Genomic DNA, 16546 nt, shown 5'->3' on the forward strand with positions numbered 1-16546 from the left:
GGGCTGAGCAGCGACGAGACCGCGGCCGACGCGCCGTGGCAGATGGTCGCGCTGGACGTCGTGGGCATCGCCCTGTACACGGCGGCCGTGGTCTGGTGGCTGCGCCGCCGGCGGCTGGAGCGCACCGCGCCGGCGCCGGTGCCGCCGGTGCCGCCGCCGGTCTTTCCGCCGGCCCTCCAGCCGGCCCGCCCGTACGCCGACGGCGCCGCCTTCTCCTCGCAGCCGGCGGGGTACTCCGGCGGGCCGGGCCACGGTCCGGCCGCTCCGCCCGCCGCGCCGGCCGCCGGGGGAGACGGCACGGGCGATGCGTGAGGCGCGGCCCGGAACCGCCGTCGGGCGGTGCACAGGGCCCGTGCACAGGGCGTGGACCGTGCGGTACCGGGACGCGAGGAGCGCCGCTCACCGGCCGGCTGCCGGCGCGCCGGGGTCAGCCGACGCGGGCGGCGACCGCCCGGGCACAGACCAAGGCCCCGGTGCGGGTGGTGTCCACCTCCAGGTCGTACGCCACGCCCCGGTGCACCAGCTCGGCCTGGGCCGCCGCCATGCCATGGGGCCGGTCCCCCCGGGCCAGTTCGCGCTCCGCGGCGACGTCGGGATCGCACCGGACGCCGACCCACAGCACGGCCAGTCCGGTCAGGGCCTCCCGCCAGCGCCGCTGGGAGGACGCCCCGCCGAGGAAGACGTCGTCCACGATCACTCCGGCACCCGCCCGCGCCGTCGCCGCGACGCCCTCCATCCAGGCTGCCTCCAGGGTCCGGAAGCCGTCCCCGACGAGCACCCCGCCGTCGTCGGCGAACTCGATCCCGCCGTCCGCGTCCCGCAGCCGCGGCGGCAGCGCGTCCACGAGCGAGTCGATCCCGAACGCCAGCCAGGGATCGGGCAGTACCTCCTGCAGGCACCCCGCGATCCGGGACTTCCCCGCGCTCGAACCGCCGTTGAGTAGGATCACCTGAATACGCTTGTCCACCGTGCCACCCTACGCAGCACCCGGGCGCGGCGGACAACGAATTGCGGGGGCCGCCCCGGGCGCGGTCACGGCGCGGGGACGGTGCCGGGCGGCTCTGGCGCGCCCACCGGTGAACCGACGGACCGGCGTTCTACCGTCACACCCATGAGCGCACCCGAGAGCCGTACCGCACCGGCAGCACCGGCCCGGCGCTCCACGGCCCCCCGGGTGGCCACCGCCAAACGACCGCACCCTTCAGGAAGTTGACGTCATGACCGACAAGCTCACCGTGAGTGTCCTGGGCACCGGCATCATGGGCGCCGCGATGGCCCGCAACCTCCTGCGGGCCGGACACACCGTCCGCGCCTGGAACCGCACCCGCGTCAAGGCCGAACCCCTCGCCGCCGACGGGGCACACGTGACCGGCTCGCCCGCCGAGGCCGTCGAGGGCGCCGACGTCGTCCTGACCATGCTCTACGACGGCCCGGCCACCCTGGACGTCATGCGTGAGGCCGCCCCCGCGCTGCGCTCCGGTGCCGCCTGGGCGCAGTCCACCACCGCCGGTCTCGAGGGCATCGGCGACCTGGCCGCGTTCGCCCGCGACCACGGCCTGGTCTTCTTCGACGCGCCGGTGCTGGGCACCCGTGAGCCCGCCGAGGCCGGCCGGCTCCTCGTCCTCGCGGCGGGCCCGGCCGAGCACCGGGCCGCGGTGACCCCGGTGTTCGACGCGGTAGGGGCCCGTACTGTGTGGACGGGGGAGGACGGCGCGGCGGGCACGGCGACCCGGCTGAAGCTGGTCGCCAACAGCTGGGTCCTCGCGGCCACCGCCGCGACGGGCGAGGTGCTGGCCCTGGCGAAGGCGCTCGGCGTGGACCCGCAGGGCTTCTTCGACGCGATCGCGGGCGGCCCGCTGGACATGGGGTACCTGCACGCCAAGGCCGAACTCGTCCTGGGCGACCGGCTGACCCCGCCCCAGTTCGCGGTGGCCACGGCCGCCAAGGACGCCCGGCTCATCGTCCGGGCGGGCGAGGCGCACGGCGTGCGGCTGGACGTGGCCGCCGCGAGCGCCGCGCGCCTGGAGCGTGCCGCCGAGCAGGGCCACGCCGACGAGGACATGGCCGCCGCCTACTTCGCCAGCTTCGACCCCGGCGACGGCCCGTCCGCGTGACGGATCCCCGCGCGTGCGGTCACGTTCCGGTGCCGGTGCCCTCCGTCGGCTCCGCCGCCGCATGCGTGGCCGCTCGCTCCGCGGACTCCCCGGGCACGCTGTAGAAGACGGACGAGCCCTGCTTGGTGCGGTGAGCGCCGTTCCTGGCGACGAGGTTCTCCAGGGTGGCGCGTACGACCTTGGTCTGCACGCCGCGCTCCGGATGCGCCCGGCCCAGCGCCTCGGTGACCTCCGCGGCGGAGCGCGGTTCGTTCTGCTCCGCCAGGTGCCGGCGGACGAGTTCGACCAGCGTGGGCCGGGCAGGCTCGGAAGTCGCCTTCGTCGCCGCCGTCTTCACGGCCTTCGTCGTCGTCTTCTTCCTCGTCGCCGGCTTCTTCGCCGCCGTCCCGGCCGTGGCCGGCCTGGCCGCCGGCGCCTTGGCCGCCCCCGGCTTCTTCGCTTCGGTCCGCCGCGTGCCACCGCTCTTCTCCCGGGGGGAGGGCACGACCACGCTGCCGGTCGGTGCGGTGATGCCGAGCGCCTGCCGCATGCTGAGCAGGATGGCGTGGTCGTGCTGCAGGGTGGTCAACTGCTCCTGCAGCGCGGCGATCTCGGCCGCGATGCGCTCCTGCTCCTTGAGGTTGTGTTCGAGGTCGGTGGTCACCTGGCTGACGTACTGAGAGGCCAGTTCGGTGACGGGCCCAGCGCTGTCCGGCATCTTTCCCTCCGCTCCTGACGGTGCGACACCTGGATCATACGGGTGGGTCAACCCGTTTCCACCGTTGGCGAGGCGGCGGAACCCGCCGACGTGCTCAGCCGAGGACGAGCGGAAGCCGCGCGGTCAAGGCGCCCAGTTCCGTCCGCTCGGCGTCGGTCGGGGACCGGCGGCCGGTGCCGGTGCGCAGGACGTGCTCGTCGGGCCACGCCCCGGGGAAGGGCGCCCCGGCGATCTCCTCCAGCATCGCGCGCGACCGGGCGAGGCCCTCGACGGGCGGTCGTACGGCGCCGGGGAGGTGCGCGATCAGGTCCAGGTGGTGCAAGGTCCACTCCAGGACGTACGCGGAGAGGTACTCGCCCGCGGTGAGGACCATGTCCTGGGTGCGGACCCGCTGACCGGGATCGGCCAGCTCCGCCGCGCGCCCGGCGGCCGAACCGACGTCGGCGAGGTGGAACTTCAGCAGCCCGGGATCCCCGTACGCGGCGGCCAGCCGGACGGTCAGCGCGTCCAGCGGGTCGTCGCCGGCCGGCGGGGTGCCCGTGACGTTCCAGTACGTCACCGCGTCGCGCGTCGCCTCCGCCGTGGTGGGCGTCACCAGAGTGATCAGCACGTCCTGGGCGTCGATGACCAGATGGCACACCAGGTCCCGGACGAGCCAGCCCGTACAGCCGGACGGCCGCGCGAAGCTCTCGTCCGGGAGTGCGGCGACCGCCGCACGCAAGGCCGCCCACGAGCGTGAGAAGAGGTCCATCGACGCAAACTAGCAGCGCGCGCCCGGCACTTCACCGCATACCGCCGCTCCTGCGGCTCGTCCCGGAGGGCCGGGCACGCCGAACGGGCCGTCCGTTCACCACCGGCCAATTGCCCTTCCACCCGGGCCGGCAGATCCCGGTGGCGGGTGACGGCCCGGGGAAGGACGGATGAGCGCGGACCACGCGGTTGCCCATCTGCCCCGCTCCCGCTGGTCAGGCGGGGTTTCCCGGACGGGTCGGTGACGGGCGACGGGAAACCCGTCGACCCGGGGCCTGCGCGGGGCGACCGTGAGGAGCGAGTACGCCGACCTCACGCCGATCAACTCCATCACCCCGAACCGGCCGTGGAGCCGTAGGGCCGTAGCGCCGCAGGGCTCCAGGGCCGTAGGCAGGACGCCCGCAGGCCCACGGCCCGCCGCACCCCACCGGCGGCCGGCCGGGGACACCACGGGGGAGGCTCCCGGAACCGCCGCCGCGGTTCCGGGAGCCTTTTTTCGGCCACTTGGCACGCATGGCTGGGCCACCTGTCACACCCCGGCAGTAGCCTGGGCTCCCGCCGTCTCACGGCCTGGGCACGCTTGCCATGGGGGACGCCTTGGGGGAGCCGCAACACGGAGCCGACACCGGCAACCGGAACGAGAACGACGGGGGCGGGACGGTGCCGACCACACCCCCTTCCCCGCACAGCTACGACGACTGAGGCAGCAGCGCGGACTGTCCCTGGCCGACCTGGCCAGACAGACGCACTACAGCAAGGGATACCTCAGCAAGATCGAGACCGGCGCGAAACGCGCGACCGCCGACGTGGCCCGCCGCTGCGACCAGATCCTGGGCGCCGACGGCGCGTTGCTGCGTCTGGTCGTACCACCGCGCGGCGCGGAACCCGCCGACGGCAACGATGTCACCGGCCCCGCCTGCCCGTACCCGGGCCTGTCGGCGTTCACCCCGCGGGACGCCGGACTCTACTTCGGCCGGGAGCGGGCCACGGCCGCCCTCCTCGAACGGGTCTTCGACAGGGTCGGCAAGGGACCGCTGCTGCTCGTCGCCCCCTCGGGCGCGGGCAAGTCCTCGCTGCTCAACGCCGGTCTGGTGCCCGCCCTGCGGCGGCCCGGCGGCTTCCCGATGGCCGGCGCCGAACGCTGGCCCGTCGTCACCCTCACCCCCACCGCACATCCGGTGGACGAACTGCTGGAGCGCACCGCCAAGGTGCTCGGCGGCGACCTGGACCTCACCGCGGCCCGACTGGGCGAGCGGCCCGAAGCCCTGCTGGCCGCCGTCCGCGACCGCGCGGACGCGCCCCCCGCCGACCGCCGGCCGCCGCCACCGCCCCGGCTCGTCCTGCTCGTCGACCAGTTCGAGGAACTGTTCACCCTCTGCGCCGACGACCGCGAACGGCGCACCTACGCCCGCGTGCTGTGCGCGCTGGCCGCGCCCCCGCCGTCACCCGGCCACGACCCCGCGGTGGTCGTCCTCGGGGTGCGCGCCGACTTCTCCGGACGCTGCCTCGACCTGCCCGAACTCGCCGCCGTCTTCACCGACGGCCTCCACGTCCTGCCCCCGATGACCACGGCGGAGCTGGTCGAGTCCATCACCCGCCCCGCCGCACTCGCCGGTCTCACCCTCGACCCCGGTCTCGTCCCGCTGCTGCTGCGGGACGCCGGACTGACCGGCGGAACGGCCGCCCACGGCGTCCCCCCGGGCGCGCTCCCGCTGGTCTCCCACGCCCTGCTGGCCACCTGGCGCCGGCGCGAGGCGGACACGCTGACCGTCGCCGGGTACGAGAGCACCGGCGGCATCCAGGGAGCCGTGGCCCGTACCGCCGAGGACGCCTTCGCCCAGCTGTATCCCGCCGAACAGCGGACCATCCGGCGCATCCTCTCCCGGCTGGTGCAGGTCTCCGACGGAAACGGCGCCACCCGGCGCCGGGCCGGCCGCGCCGCGCTGATGACACAACTGGCTGACGCGGAGGGCGCCGACACCGCGCTCGACGTGTTCGTCCGCGCCCGGCTCCTCACCGTCGACAGCCACAGCGTGGAGATCACCCACGAAGCCCTGCTGCACCGCTGGCCGCGACTGCGGGACTGGATCGGCGCGGACCGGGCCGGCCTGCTCGTCCGCCAGCGGCTGGCCCACGCGGCGGCCGCATGGGAACGCGAGGGCCGTGACCCGTCGGCGCTCTACCGCGGCACGCGCCTGGACACCGTACGCTCCTGGGCGGCGGACACGGACGGCCTCGGCCCGCTGGGCCCCGCCGAGGAGGCGTTCCTGCGCGCCAGCCAGGCGGAGGAGGCGGCCGGGCAGCGCCGGACCCGGCGTCAGACCCGGCTGCGCCGTGCCCTGCTCGCCACCCTGGTCGTGCTGCTGGGCTGCGCCCTGGCGGCCGGCGGCATCGCCCACCGGCAGCGCGCCGACGCACTGGCCCAGGAACGCCTCGCCCGCTCCCAGGCCCTCGCCATCCGCTCGACCCTGCTGGCCGGCGGCCGCCCCGAGGCGTCCATGCTGCTCGCCGCCGAGGCGTACCGCACCGAACCCACCGCCACCACCCGCGGAGCCCTGCTGAGCACCCAGGCCGAGCCGTTCGCGGCCCGCCTCGGCGGCCACCGCGGACCGGTCAACGCGGTCGCCTTCGCGCCGGACGGCCGCCTGCTGGCGACCGGCAGCTCCGACGGCACGGTCCGGCTGCGGCGCCTGACCGACCGCAGGACGACCGCGACGCTCACCGTCCCGGGCCGGATCCGCTCCCTCGCCTTCGGCCCGGACGGCCGTACCCTCGCGGTCACGTCGACCGACGGGCCGGTACGGCTGTGGTCCCCGGCCCGCCCGGCCCCCGCCACCCTGCTGCCCGGCACCGGCGCGGCCCGCGTGGTGGCCTTCGCCCGGCGCGGCCGCACCCTCGCCGTCGCCGCCGACGACGGCACCGTCCAGCTCTGGGACACGGCCGGCACCCCCCGCCGCACGGCCCGCCTCACCGGCCACTCCGGCGAGGTCGACGCGCTCGCCTTCGCCCCGGACGGCCGCACCCTCGCCTCGGCCGGCACCGACCGCACCGTCCGGCTGTGGGACACCGGCCGGGCCCGGCAGCGGGCCGTGCTGCGCGGCCACACCGCCGGGGTGCTCGGCCTGGCCTTCGCCCCCGACGGCCACGGCCTGGCCAGCGGGGGAGTGGACCGCACCGTCCGGCTGTGGGACACCACGGGCCACCGCGCCACGGCGACGCTCACCGGTCACAGCGACGACGTCAACGCCGTCGCCTACACCCCCGACGGCACCACCGTCGTCAGCGCGGGCGGGGACGGCACCACCCGACTGTGGGACGTCCGCGGCGGACGGCTCGTCACCTCCCTGACCGGGCACACCGACTACGTGATGTCCGTGGCGGTCGACCCCACCGGCACCCTCCTCGCCACCGGCGGTTTCGACCAGTCCGTGGTCCTGTGGGACCTGCGCGGCCGGACCCTGGCCGCGCGCCCGTTCACCTCGGTCTCCGCCGTCGCCTACCGCCCGGACGGACGGCTGCTGGCCACCGCGGACGCCGACCGCACCGTACGGCTGTGGGACCCGGACCCGGCCCGGCGGCGCGGGACGCCCACGACCCTGACGGGCGGCGACGGCGGCGTCACCACCGTGGCGTTCGCCCCCGACGGCCGCACCCTGGCCTCGGCCGGCACCGACGGCACGGTCGTGCTGTGGGACCCGGCGGCCCGCCGTTCCCGCACCGTGCTGCACGGCCACCACGGCGTCGTGTTCTCGGTGGCGTTCGCCCCGGACGGGCGTACGCTCGCCTCCGCCGGAGCCGACCGCACCGTACGCCTCTGGGACGTTCCCGGCCGCCGCCCGCTCGCCGTCCTCACCGGCCACACCGACTTCGTCGACGGCGTCGCCTTCAGCCCCGACGGGCACACCCTGGCCTCCGCGGGCGACGACCTGACGGTACGGCTGTGGGACCTGGGCGAGCGCCGCCGGCCGGCCACGCTGACCGGCCACACCGGCGCCGTCCGCGGGGTCGCCTTCAGCCCCGACGGCCGCACGCTGGCCAGTTCGGGCAACGACGGCACCGTACGGCTGTGGGACGTGGCCCGGCACCGGCAGCTCGGCACGCTCACCGGCCACACCGGCTCGGTGCGCGGCCTCGCCTTCTCACCGGACGGCCGGTTCCTCGCCAGCAGCGGCAACGACCGGACGGTACGGCTGTGGGACGTCCCCGGACGGCGGCTGTGGGCCGCGCTCTCCGGGCACACCGACGCCGTGTGGGGCGTGGCCTTCGCACCCGACGGGCGGACCGTCGCCAGCAGCGGCACCGACGGCACGGTACGGCTGTGGAACCTGGACACCGGTGCACGGCTGGCCGAGATCTGCCGGCTGGACCGGGCAACGGACCCGGCGACGCGCCGCGCCCTGCTCCCCGGCGAACCGGCCCCCGGCGCCTCCGCGTGCCCACGGCGCTGAGCGACCGCCCTGCCCGGACGGGGTTTCCCGAGCGTTTCCCGTTGCCCGTCGCAGGAGGTCCGCGCGCCCTCCTCGACCGGGCCGCCGCACCCCCGGAACGCTGGGTGACCGCACCGACCTCTCACACGGACCACGAAACGGGGGTACCGGCATGCTGCGGCGAACCGGCGCCATCGGCACACTCATCGCCCTGCTGACAGCTCTCCTCCTCACCTCGCCGGCGGCCGCCGCCGTCTGGCACCCCGGGCCGGCGCGGACCGCGGCCGACGACTGCCGCGTCCTCGCCCCGGGCGCGAGCGCCGCGGCCGAGCGGGCCGTGGACGCCGCCTGCGCCCAGGTCGCGGCGGGCGTCTGGTACACCTGGGGCGGCGGCCACGGCCCGCAGCCCGGCCCCACCCACGGCACGGTGGACCCGACCGACCCGGCCAGCGAACACGACCCCGAACGCGTCGGCTTCGACTGCTCGGGCCTGGTCCGCTACGCCTACGCCCGGGCCACCGGCGCGGACCTGCTCGACGGCGACGCGAGCGCCCAGTACTACACGTACCGCACCGCGGACCGCTTCACCGCCGCCGAGGGCCTCGGCCCCCTGCGCCCCGGGGACCTGCTCGCCTACGGCACGCCGGCCCATCTGCACCACATCGCCCTCTACCTGGGCGCCGGCCGGATGGTGGAGGCCCGGCAGTCCGGGACCAGGCTGATGGTCAGCGACGTACGCCTCGGCGGCGACTACGCCGGGGCCGTCCGCGTCGAGACGGGCACCGTGGCGGGCCCCGTCCACCGCACCTGGGGCACCGGCGTCTGGACCAAGGCCCAGCCCTCCGTCCGGGCCGCCCGCGTCTACGCCTTCCCCGGCCCCACGACGATCCGGGTCGGCTGCCAGAAGCACGCCGAACCCGTCACCGCCGAGGGCTACACCAACGACGCCTGGTCCTACCTCCCCGACTACCGCGCCTGGGTCACCAACATCTACATCCAGGGCCCGGCCTGGCTGGACGGCGTGCCGGCGTGCACCGACCGAGCCGCCCTCAGCCGCTCGTGAGCACCACGAGCTGCCCGGTGGCCCGGGTCATCGCGACATAGCGGTCCACCGCGCCCCGCACGCCGTCGCCGAACTTCTCCGGGTCGACGAGGACGACCAGGTCGAACTCCAGGCCCTTCACCAGCTCGGGGGAGAGGGAACGGACGCGGGGGGACGGCCGGAACGCGGGGTCGCCGATGACACAGGCGATCCCCTCGGTGTGCGCCGCCAGCCAGGTGTCGAGCACCGGACGCAGGTCCGACACCGGACCGTGGACGACGGGCGTACCGGTGGCGCGGATGGAGGCCGGCACGTTGGCGTCCGGGAGCACCGCCCGGATGACCGGCTCGGCCTCCGTCATGATCTCCCGCGGTGTCCGGTAGTTGACGCCGAGGGAGGCCAGGGTGATCCGGTCGAACCCGACCCGTTCGAGCCGTTCCCGCCACGACTCGGTGAAACCGTGCCTGGCCTGGGCGCGGTCCCCGACGATGGTGAAGCTGCGGGACGGGCACCGCAGCAGCAGCATCTGCCACTCGGCGTCGGTCAGTTCCTGCGCCTCGTCCACGACGATGTGCGCGAACGGGCCGGCGAGCAGGTCCGGGTCCACGGTGTCCAGCTCGCTCTCGTCCACCAGGCTGACCTCGGCGTCCTCGCCGCGCAGCATCCTCACCAGGCCCTCGCCGTCGTCACCGTCGGCGCCGGAGTCGGCCACGGCCGCGACCAGGTTGTCGACCACCTGCGCCATCCGCTCCCGCTGGGCGGCCAGGACGGCCGCCTGCCGGCGCTTGCGCCGGGCCGTTTCCGGGTCGCCGAGCCGCTGGCGCGCCGCGTCCAGGACCGGCAGGTCGGACACCGTCCAGGCCTGGGCCTCGGGGCGCTGGAGCAGCCGGACCTCGTCCCGGCTCAGCCAGGGAGCGCACATCCGCAGGTACGCGGGTACCGTCCACAGGTCGCCGACGACATCGGCCGCCTCCAGCAGCGGCCACGCCCGGTGGAACGCAGTGACGAGGTCCCTGTTCTGCCGCAGGGACCTGCGCAGCAGCTCCGGCGGGGCGTCACCCTCGTGCTTGTCCGCCAGGATCGTCAGCAGCTCCTCCCAGACCTGGTGGCGCGCCTCGTTGTGCGGAGTACCGGGCTCCGCCGCCTCGAAGGCCACGGCCCAGTCGCCGGGGGTGAGCGGGATGTCGGACCAGTGGGTGGTGACCGTCATCCCCTCGGTGGGCGGCTCCTCGTAGAACCGGACGGCCTTCTCGACCGCCTTCACCATGTCCGCGGACGCCTTCAGACGGGCAACCTCCGGGTCGCTCTCGACGGCCGCGCCGGCGCCCTCGGCGACGAGGTCGCGCAGGGTGCAGGTCTGCACGCCCTCCTCCCCGAGGCTCGGCAGGACGTCGGACACGTAGGACAGGTACGGCCGGTGCGGGCCGACGAACAGGACGCCGCCCCGGCGGTGACCGAGCCGGGGGTCCGCGTGCAGGAGGTAGGCGGAGCGGTGCAGCGCGACGACCGTCTTCCCGGTGCCCGGGCCGCCGTCGACGACGAGGGCGCCGCGGGACCCCGCCCGGATGATGGCGTCCTGGTCGGCCTGGATGGTGCCCAGCACGTCCCGCATCCGCGCCGAGCGGTTGCCGCCCAGACTGGCGATGAAGGCGGACTGGTCGTCCAGCGCGGCGTGACCGACCAGGCCGTCCGGGGTGAACACCTCGTCCCAGTAGTCGCTGATGCGGCCGTCGGTCCAGCGGTACCTGCGGCGGCTGACCAGCCCCATGGGGTGGGCGTGGGTGGCTCCGAAGAACGGCTCGGCGGCCGGCGAGCGCCAGTCCACCAGCAGCCGGCGGCCCGCGCTGTCCGTGAGGCCGAGCCGCCCGACGTACACCGGCTCGGAGCTGTCCGCGCCGACCATGCGCCCGAGGCACAGGTCCAGGCCGAAGCGGCGCAGTGTGCGCAGGCGACCCGTCAGCCGGTGGATCTCCGCGTCCCGGTCCATCGCCTGCCGGCCCAGGCCGCCGGGCGCCCTGCGTTCGGCGTCGAGCCGCTCGGTCAGCTCGGCGATCGACTGCTCGAGGCACTCGGCGACGGCCGCGAAGTGCCTCTCGTCCTCGGCGATCAGTGTCGGGTCGGCCTTCGCGGCGAGCCGCTCGGGGAGGGCGAAAGCGCTGGTGGTCAGGGGTGGTGTCATCTCTCCACGCGGTTCGTACGTCGACATATGGGCATGCATCTGGTGAATTCCCCGTTTCCGGCAGCTTCTGGCCTCGGCCGGCAATTGTGCGGGACGACGGGGGCCTTGCCGCAAGCCCCCCCGTGCGCTATACGTTGAGAGTGGCAAGGAGTGGGTGACTCCTTGCCTTCGCTGTTCTCCCCTCCTCGCTCTCCTCGCTCTCCCCGTACTGTCCCCCCCGCGGCAAGGTGCCGGACCCGCGGGGCTGGGTGATTCTGTAGGGGTGTGGGGTCCAGGACGTGCCCGGCTGCCCGCGGCCTACGCCGCCTCCGGCCGTCGTGCGCTGCGCGTGACCCTGGTCGCGGCGGCCGGCTTCTACCCCTTCCGCTACGGCCTCGACCGCCCCGTGGCGGCCACCTACGCCCTGTTCACCGTGGTGGCCCTGGGCGGACTGTCCAGGATCCCCGGCACCGGCCGGCAACGCGCCGCGTTCATGACGCGCCTGCTGCCGGTGTGCTGGGTGCTGGTGGCCGCCGGCACCTGGCTGTCGGTGCGCACCTGGACCGCGGTCGCCGGCATGCTGGTCGTCGGCTTCACACTGGCCTTCTGCGCCGTCGGCGGACCGCGCCCGGCGGGGGCGGCGCCGGGCCTGCAACTCCTCTACATCCTGCCGTCCTTCCCGCCGTACGACCCCGGTTCGCTCGGCGACCGGCTGACCGGAACGACCACGGGCGCGGTCCTGTTCATCGCCGCCGAGGCGCTGCTCTTCCGCGAGCCGGCTCCCGCGCCCTACCGGGAGCGGGCCGCGCGTGCGGCGCTGGTCGCCGAGCGGTGGGCGGCGCGGCTCGCCTCCGCCCCCGCCGCCCTGACCGACGCGGACCGCCGGGTGGCGCAGGAGGCAGGACAGTCGCTGCGCCCGCTCAACGTGCCCGAGGCCGAGCGCCCGGCCGGCCCCGGCGTGCGCGACCGCGCCCTCACTCACACCGGCCTGGCCGTCCGCACCCTGCTCGGCAGACTCGTGCAGCTGCCCGCCGTACGGGGACGGGACACGGCACCCGAGGTGAGCGCGGTGCTGCGGGCCGTGGCGGAGCTGGCCGGGGCGACCGCGGCCTGTCTGCGGGCGCAGGCGTCCCCCGCGGCCCGGCTGCGGGAACTGGCCGCGGCACGCGCCCGCCTGTCCGCCGGGTCCGCCGGCCCGGTTTCCGGCGGCGGTCCTCCGCCCGCCGTGCTGCGCTGCCACGCCGCCGTGCTGGAGGCCGCGGACGCGGCGCTGGCGATGGGGGCGGCGGCCGATCTGGCGGTGCGGGGCCGGCACGCCACGGCGGACCTGCCGCCGCGCCGCTTCTGGTACGCCAGGGTCCCGGCCCCGCTGCTGTGGTGGCACCGGGCGCGCGGCCACGCCGGACGCCGGTCGGTGTTCTTCCAGAACGCGGTGCGCATGGCGCTGGCCCTGACGGCCGTCCGGCTGGTGGCCGGGGTGGACACGCTGCCGCACGGCTTCTGGGCGATGCTGGCGACCCTCACCCTGACCCGGACCACCCTGGGCGAGACCTGGAGCACCATCCGCCTGGCGCTCGCGGGCACCCTGGCCGGGGCCCTGGTCAGCGCGGGCGTGCTGATCATGGTCGGGTCCGACACCGCCGTGTACGCCGTCCTGCTGCCGGTGTGGATGCTGGCCGCCTTCACCCTGGGCCCGGTCCGGGGTGTGGGGTGGGCGCAGGGACTGTTCACCGTGCTGGTCGCGTTCGTCTTCGCCCAGCTGGCGCAGCCGACCTGGCGGCTGGCGGAGGTCAGGGTGCTGGACGTACTGGTGGGCAGTGCGATCGGCGCCGTCTTCGGTGTGCTGGCCTGGCCCCGTGGCGCCCATGACGAGCTGCGCCGTGCGGCGGCGGACCTGCTGCGCAGGGCCGCGGAGATCGTCGTCGCGACCAGTGCCTCGGTGGCGGGCGGCACGGCGGCGGTGCCGACGGGTGCGCCGGGGTACCGGTCGCTGGAACGGGCCGTCGTCCTCGCGGAGTCGGCGTACGCCCAGCTGCAGAGCGAACCGGCGCCCTTCGGCGGCAGGGGACGCGGTCCGCGGCCGCCCCCGGTCGACTGGCAGGCCACGCTGATCGCCGGGCACCACACGCTGTGGGGATCGGCCCGTCTGCTGGAGCCGTCGCCGGCCCCGCTCGGTCCGGGGGCCGCCGAGTCGGCCGGGGTGCTGGGGGAGCGGGTGGCGGGACGGATGCTGCTGGTCTCGGCCGCACTGGACCCGGGGGACGACACCCCGGCCGCGACGACCCCGCTCCTCGACCCGGCCCTCGACGGTTTCGCGGCCGAGCCGCCCGGCGCCCCCCGGCGCTACTACGCGACCGTGGCCTGGCTCAACTCCCTGATGACCGACCTGACCCGCATCGCCCGCCCACCGGACCGCCCGGCCTAGCGGCGGGCCGGAGGTCCGCGTGCCGCTCCCGAACGCCGACACCGGCGGACCGGGACCGGGCGCCGGGAGCGCACCCGCACGCACGGCTCCGGGGCGGATGTGCGAACGTTCTGCCGTCCGCTCCCAGCCGGAAGGAATCACGCCATGACCGCCCCGCACGCCTTACCCCTGGAGCCCGCCCCGATCCACGTGCCCGACGAGGTCCTCGACGATCTGCGGATCCGCCTCGGGCTGACCCGCCCGCCGCTGGACGAGGGCAACGGGGACGGGTCCTACGGTGTCCCGGCCGGCCGTCTCGGCGAGCTGGTCGCCTACTGGCGGGACGGCTACGACTGGCGCAAGGCCGAGGCCGCCCTCAACGTGTACGAGCACTACCGGGCGGACGTGGCAGGCGTCCCGGTGCACTTCCTGCGCAAGCCCGGCCGCGGTCCCCGCCCGATCCCGCTGATCCTCACCCACGGCTGGCCGTGGACGTTCTGGCACTGGTCGAAGGTGATCGACCCGCTCGCCGACCCGGCCGCGTTCGGCGGCGACCCCGCCGACGCCTTCGACGTCATCGTGCCGTCCCTGCCCGGCTTCGGTTTCCCCGGCCCGCTCACCGGCTTCCCGGACGTCAACTTCTGGAAGGTCGCCGACCTCTGGCACCTGCTGATGACCGAGACCCTGGGGCACCGCAAGTACGCCGCCGGCGGCTGCGACATCGGCGGGCTCGTCACCAGCCAGCTCGGCCACAAGTACGCCGACGAGCTGTACGGCATCCACATCGGCTCCGGCACGCCGCTGGACTTCCTCAACGGTCCCCGCGCCTGGGACTTCGCCCGGAACCGGCCCCTCACCGACGATCAGCCGGCCGACGTCCGCGACCGCGCCCTGGAGCTGGACCGCCGCTTCGCGTCCCACCTCGCCGTGCACATGCTCGACGGCGCCACCCTGGCCCACGGGCTGAGCGACTCACCCGCCGGACTGCTCGCCTGGCTGCTCGAGCGCTGGGACGCCTGGAGCGACCACGGCGGCGACCTCACGTCCGTCTTCACCCCGGACGACCTGCTCACCCACGCCACGATCTACTGGGTGAACAACTCCATCGCCACGTCGATGCGTTACTACGCCAACGCCAACCGCTACCCCTGGACCCCCGCCCACGACCGCACCCCGGTCGTGCAGGCCCCGGCCGGCATCACCCTCGTCACGTTCGAGAACCCGCCCGGCATCCACACCGCCGACGAGCGCGTCCGGGCGTTCCGGACCGGCCCGCAGGCCGACTGGTTCCACCACGTCAACGTCAACGCCCACGACCACGGCGGCCACTTCATCCCCTGGGAGAACCCCGACGCCTGGGTGAGCGACCTGCGCCGCACCTTCCGCGGCCTCAGGCCCTGACACCAGCCGGGTGTACGGGGGCCGCGCGACTGGGCCGCCTCCCCGGGACGGCCCGGGGATGCGGCACGTCCGGTGTTGTCAGGTGGTGCCCTGTGCCGTGACGCAGCCGATCGGACCGGCGGGTACCTCGTCGCCGGTCGAGGTGGCGGTGAAGCCGAAGGTGACGCTGCCGCCGGCGGGCACGGTCCGGTTGTGGTCCGCGTTGCGGACCGTGACCGTGCCGTCGGCGGCGGTCGACTGCGAGCCGTTCCACAGGCTGCTGATCCTGGTGCCCGCCGCGGGCCGCCAGGACACGGCCCAGCCGTCGAGCGGTGCCGTGCCGTGGTTCATGACCTCGACGGAGGCCTGGAAGCCGCCGTTCCAGGAGTTCACCACGGAGTAGGCGGCCATGCAGGAGCCGGTGTGCGGATCCGTCGGCGTGGGGGTCGGGGTGGGCGTCGGTGTGCTGCCGGAGCCGCGGATTCCCGTGACCTCGCCGTGGCCGCCGTCGAAGACGATGTCGGAGCAGGAGAAGAAGTTCTCCTGGCTGTCGGAGCGGACCCACTGGATGAAGAGCAGGGCGTCACCGGACCGCCCGGGAGGCAGCTTCAGGTCCCAGGAGTAGTGGCCGCCGTCGGTGCCCGGCGACCCCTGCTGCGGGGGATTGCTCACCGTCTGGATCAGCTCCAGGTCGGCCCAGTGCAGGGTGGAGGACGGTGACCAGCCCTGCTTGGTGACGTACACCCGGAAGTCGCCCGGGTGCGCCGCCCAGTTGCTGTACTGGGCCTGGATGGTCGCCCCGCTGGTCAGATGGGTCCGTGGCCAGTCCGCGCGGGCCGCGTTGTAGGCGCGGAAGTCGTACGGGGACCGGTCGCCCGCACTGCACAGGGTGCCGTCCGGGACGTAACCGGCGCCCCGGCCGCCCGCGTGGGAGTCGAGCACGGCGAACCAGTTGTACAGCGCCGTCGCACCGCTCTGGGCCAGCGCGTCCCGGCACGCCGGGTTGGTCGGGTCCAGGGCGCCGGTCGTCGTGCGCGCGTCCAGGTAGCACAGGTAGGTCCGGGATCCGGGCAGCATCGCGACCCCGTGGGCCTGCGCGCTGCTCTGTCCCAGCAGGGTCAGGGCGAGCGCCGCGAGCAGCGTAGACAGGGCCGCTGCCGCCGGCATCAGTCTGTTGCGTCGAGCCACGTTCCGCTCCTTTCGGTTCACATCGGGCGAGCAGGTGCGCCCGCGGCGGTCTCCGTACCGGGGAAGGCGCTTCGGCCGCCGGGGCGTCGCTGTACGTGGTGTCGGTGCGCGGTGCCGCCACCCGGGGGCACGGCCGGGCAGGCGGCCCGCACGAGCAGCGCGAACTGCTCGGGGAACCGGTGCCCGGCGAGCGGGGCGCCGGCGAACGGGTTGCCGAGGTGGCTCCGCGCGGCGGCCGCGGGCTGCGCGGTGAGCTGCCCCGCCAGGCCCAGGGACAGGGCGGCGAGCGCCGCGGCCGACGGAGCCGCCCGGCGCCCGCGGCGCGCCCGGTCCGGTCGGGGTGCGCTCGCTCGGCGGGCGGGCTGTGCCATGTGTCCTCCTCGTGC

General features: G+C 75.4%; 11 protein-coding genes and 1 pseudogene. 6 read left to right on the forward strand and 6 right to left on the reverse strand.

Annotated elements, in window-relative coordinates:
• A pseudogene (locus IE312_RS08160) lies at window positions 1–312 on the forward strand (CPBP family intramembrane glutamic endopeptidase); the annotation flags it as partial.
• 115 nt (window positions 313–427) lie between these two features.
• On the opposite strand, the gene cpt reads toward IE312_RS08160, so the two are convergent.
• The gene (gene cpt / locus IE312_RS08165; RefSeq protein ID WP_189980316.1) at window positions 428–949 is read right to left on the reverse strand and encodes a chloramphenicol phosphotransferase CPT; all 522 of its coding nucleotides are present in this window, start codon (window positions 947–949) and stop codon (window positions 428–430) included.
• 268 nt (window positions 950–1217) lie between these two features.
• Between cpt and IE312_RS08170 the strand changes: the two genes are divergently transcribed.
• Complete coding sequence (locus IE312_RS08170; RefSeq protein WP_189979797.1) at window positions 1218–2114, forward strand: NAD(P)-dependent oxidoreductase; 897 nt, start codon at window positions 1218–1220, stop codon at window positions 2112–2114.
• A 19-nt stretch (window positions 2115–2133) separates the two neighbouring features.
• Here IE312_RS08170 and IE312_RS08175 read toward each other — a convergent pair whose 3' ends face one another.
• Both IE312_RS08175 and IE312_RS08180 read right to left on the reverse strand, forming a co-directional pair.
• Window positions 2134–2811, reverse strand: coding sequence for a hypothetical protein (locus IE312_RS08175; protein WP_189979799.1), 678 nt, complete (start codon window positions 2809–2811; stop codon window positions 2134–2136).
• A 94-nt stretch (window positions 2812–2905) separates the two neighbouring features.
• Window positions 2906–3562, reverse strand: coding sequence for a maleylpyruvate isomerase N-terminal domain-containing protein (locus IE312_RS08180; protein ID WP_189979801.1), 657 nt, complete (start codon window positions 3560–3562; stop codon window positions 2906–2908).
• Window positions 3563–3851: 289 nt separating this feature from the next.
• On the opposite strand from IE312_RS08180, the gene IE312_RS43765 reads away from it, so the two are divergent.
• Window positions 3852–8009, forward strand: a complete 4158-nt coding sequence (locus IE312_RS43765) for an nSTAND1 domain-containing NTPase (RefSeq protein ID WP_440862347.1) — start codon at window positions 3852–3854, stop codon at window positions 8007–8009.
• Window positions 8010–8160: 151 nt separating this feature from the next.
• Window positions 8161–9051, forward strand: a complete 891-nt coding sequence (locus IE312_RS08190) for an NlpC/P60 family protein (protein WP_189979803.1) — start codon at window positions 8161–8163, stop codon at window positions 9049–9051.
• Here the strand turns inward: IE312_RS08190 and helR are convergent.
• Complete coding sequence (gene helR, locus IE312_RS08195; RefSeq protein ID WP_189979805.1) at window positions 9038–11209, reverse strand: RNA polymerase recycling motor ATPase HelR; 2172 nt, start codon at window positions 11207–11209, stop codon at window positions 9038–9040. The two genes, IE312_RS08190 and helR, sit on opposite strands and share 14 nt — an antisense overlap.
• A 262-nt stretch (window positions 11210–11471) precedes the next feature.
• Here helR and IE312_RS08200 point away from each other — a divergent pair, with 262 nt between their 5' ends.
• The gene (locus IE312_RS08200; protein ID WP_229899323.1) at window positions 11472–13613 is read left to right on the forward strand and encodes an FUSC family protein; all 2142 of its coding nucleotides are present in this window, start codon (window positions 11472–11474) and stop codon (window positions 13611–13613) included.
• Window positions 13614–13757: 144 nt separating this feature from the next.
• Window positions 13758–14993, forward strand: coding sequence for an epoxide hydrolase family protein (locus IE312_RS08205; RefSeq protein WP_189979807.1), 1236 nt, complete (start codon window positions 13758–13760; stop codon window positions 14991–14993).
• 78 nt (window positions 14994–15071) lie between these two features.
• Here IE312_RS08205 and IE312_RS08210 read toward each other — a convergent pair whose 3' ends face one another.
• Window positions 15072–16160, reverse strand: coding sequence for a lytic polysaccharide monooxygenase (locus IE312_RS08210; protein WP_189979809.1), 1089 nt, complete (start codon window positions 16158–16160; stop codon window positions 15072–15074).
• A 17-nt stretch (window positions 16161–16177) separates the two neighbouring features.
• Window positions 16178–16531, reverse strand: a complete 354-nt coding sequence (locus IE312_RS08215; protein WP_189979811.1) for a hypothetical protein — start codon at window positions 16529–16531, stop codon at window positions 16178–16180.
• Between the last annotated feature and the right edge of the window lie 15 nt (window positions 16532–16546).

Origin of the sequence: Streptomyces capoamus (assembly GCF_014654935.1) — a bacterium.
Classification (GTDB): Bacteria; Actinomycetota; Actinomycetes; order Streptomycetales; family Streptomycetaceae; genus Streptomyces; species Streptomyces capoamus.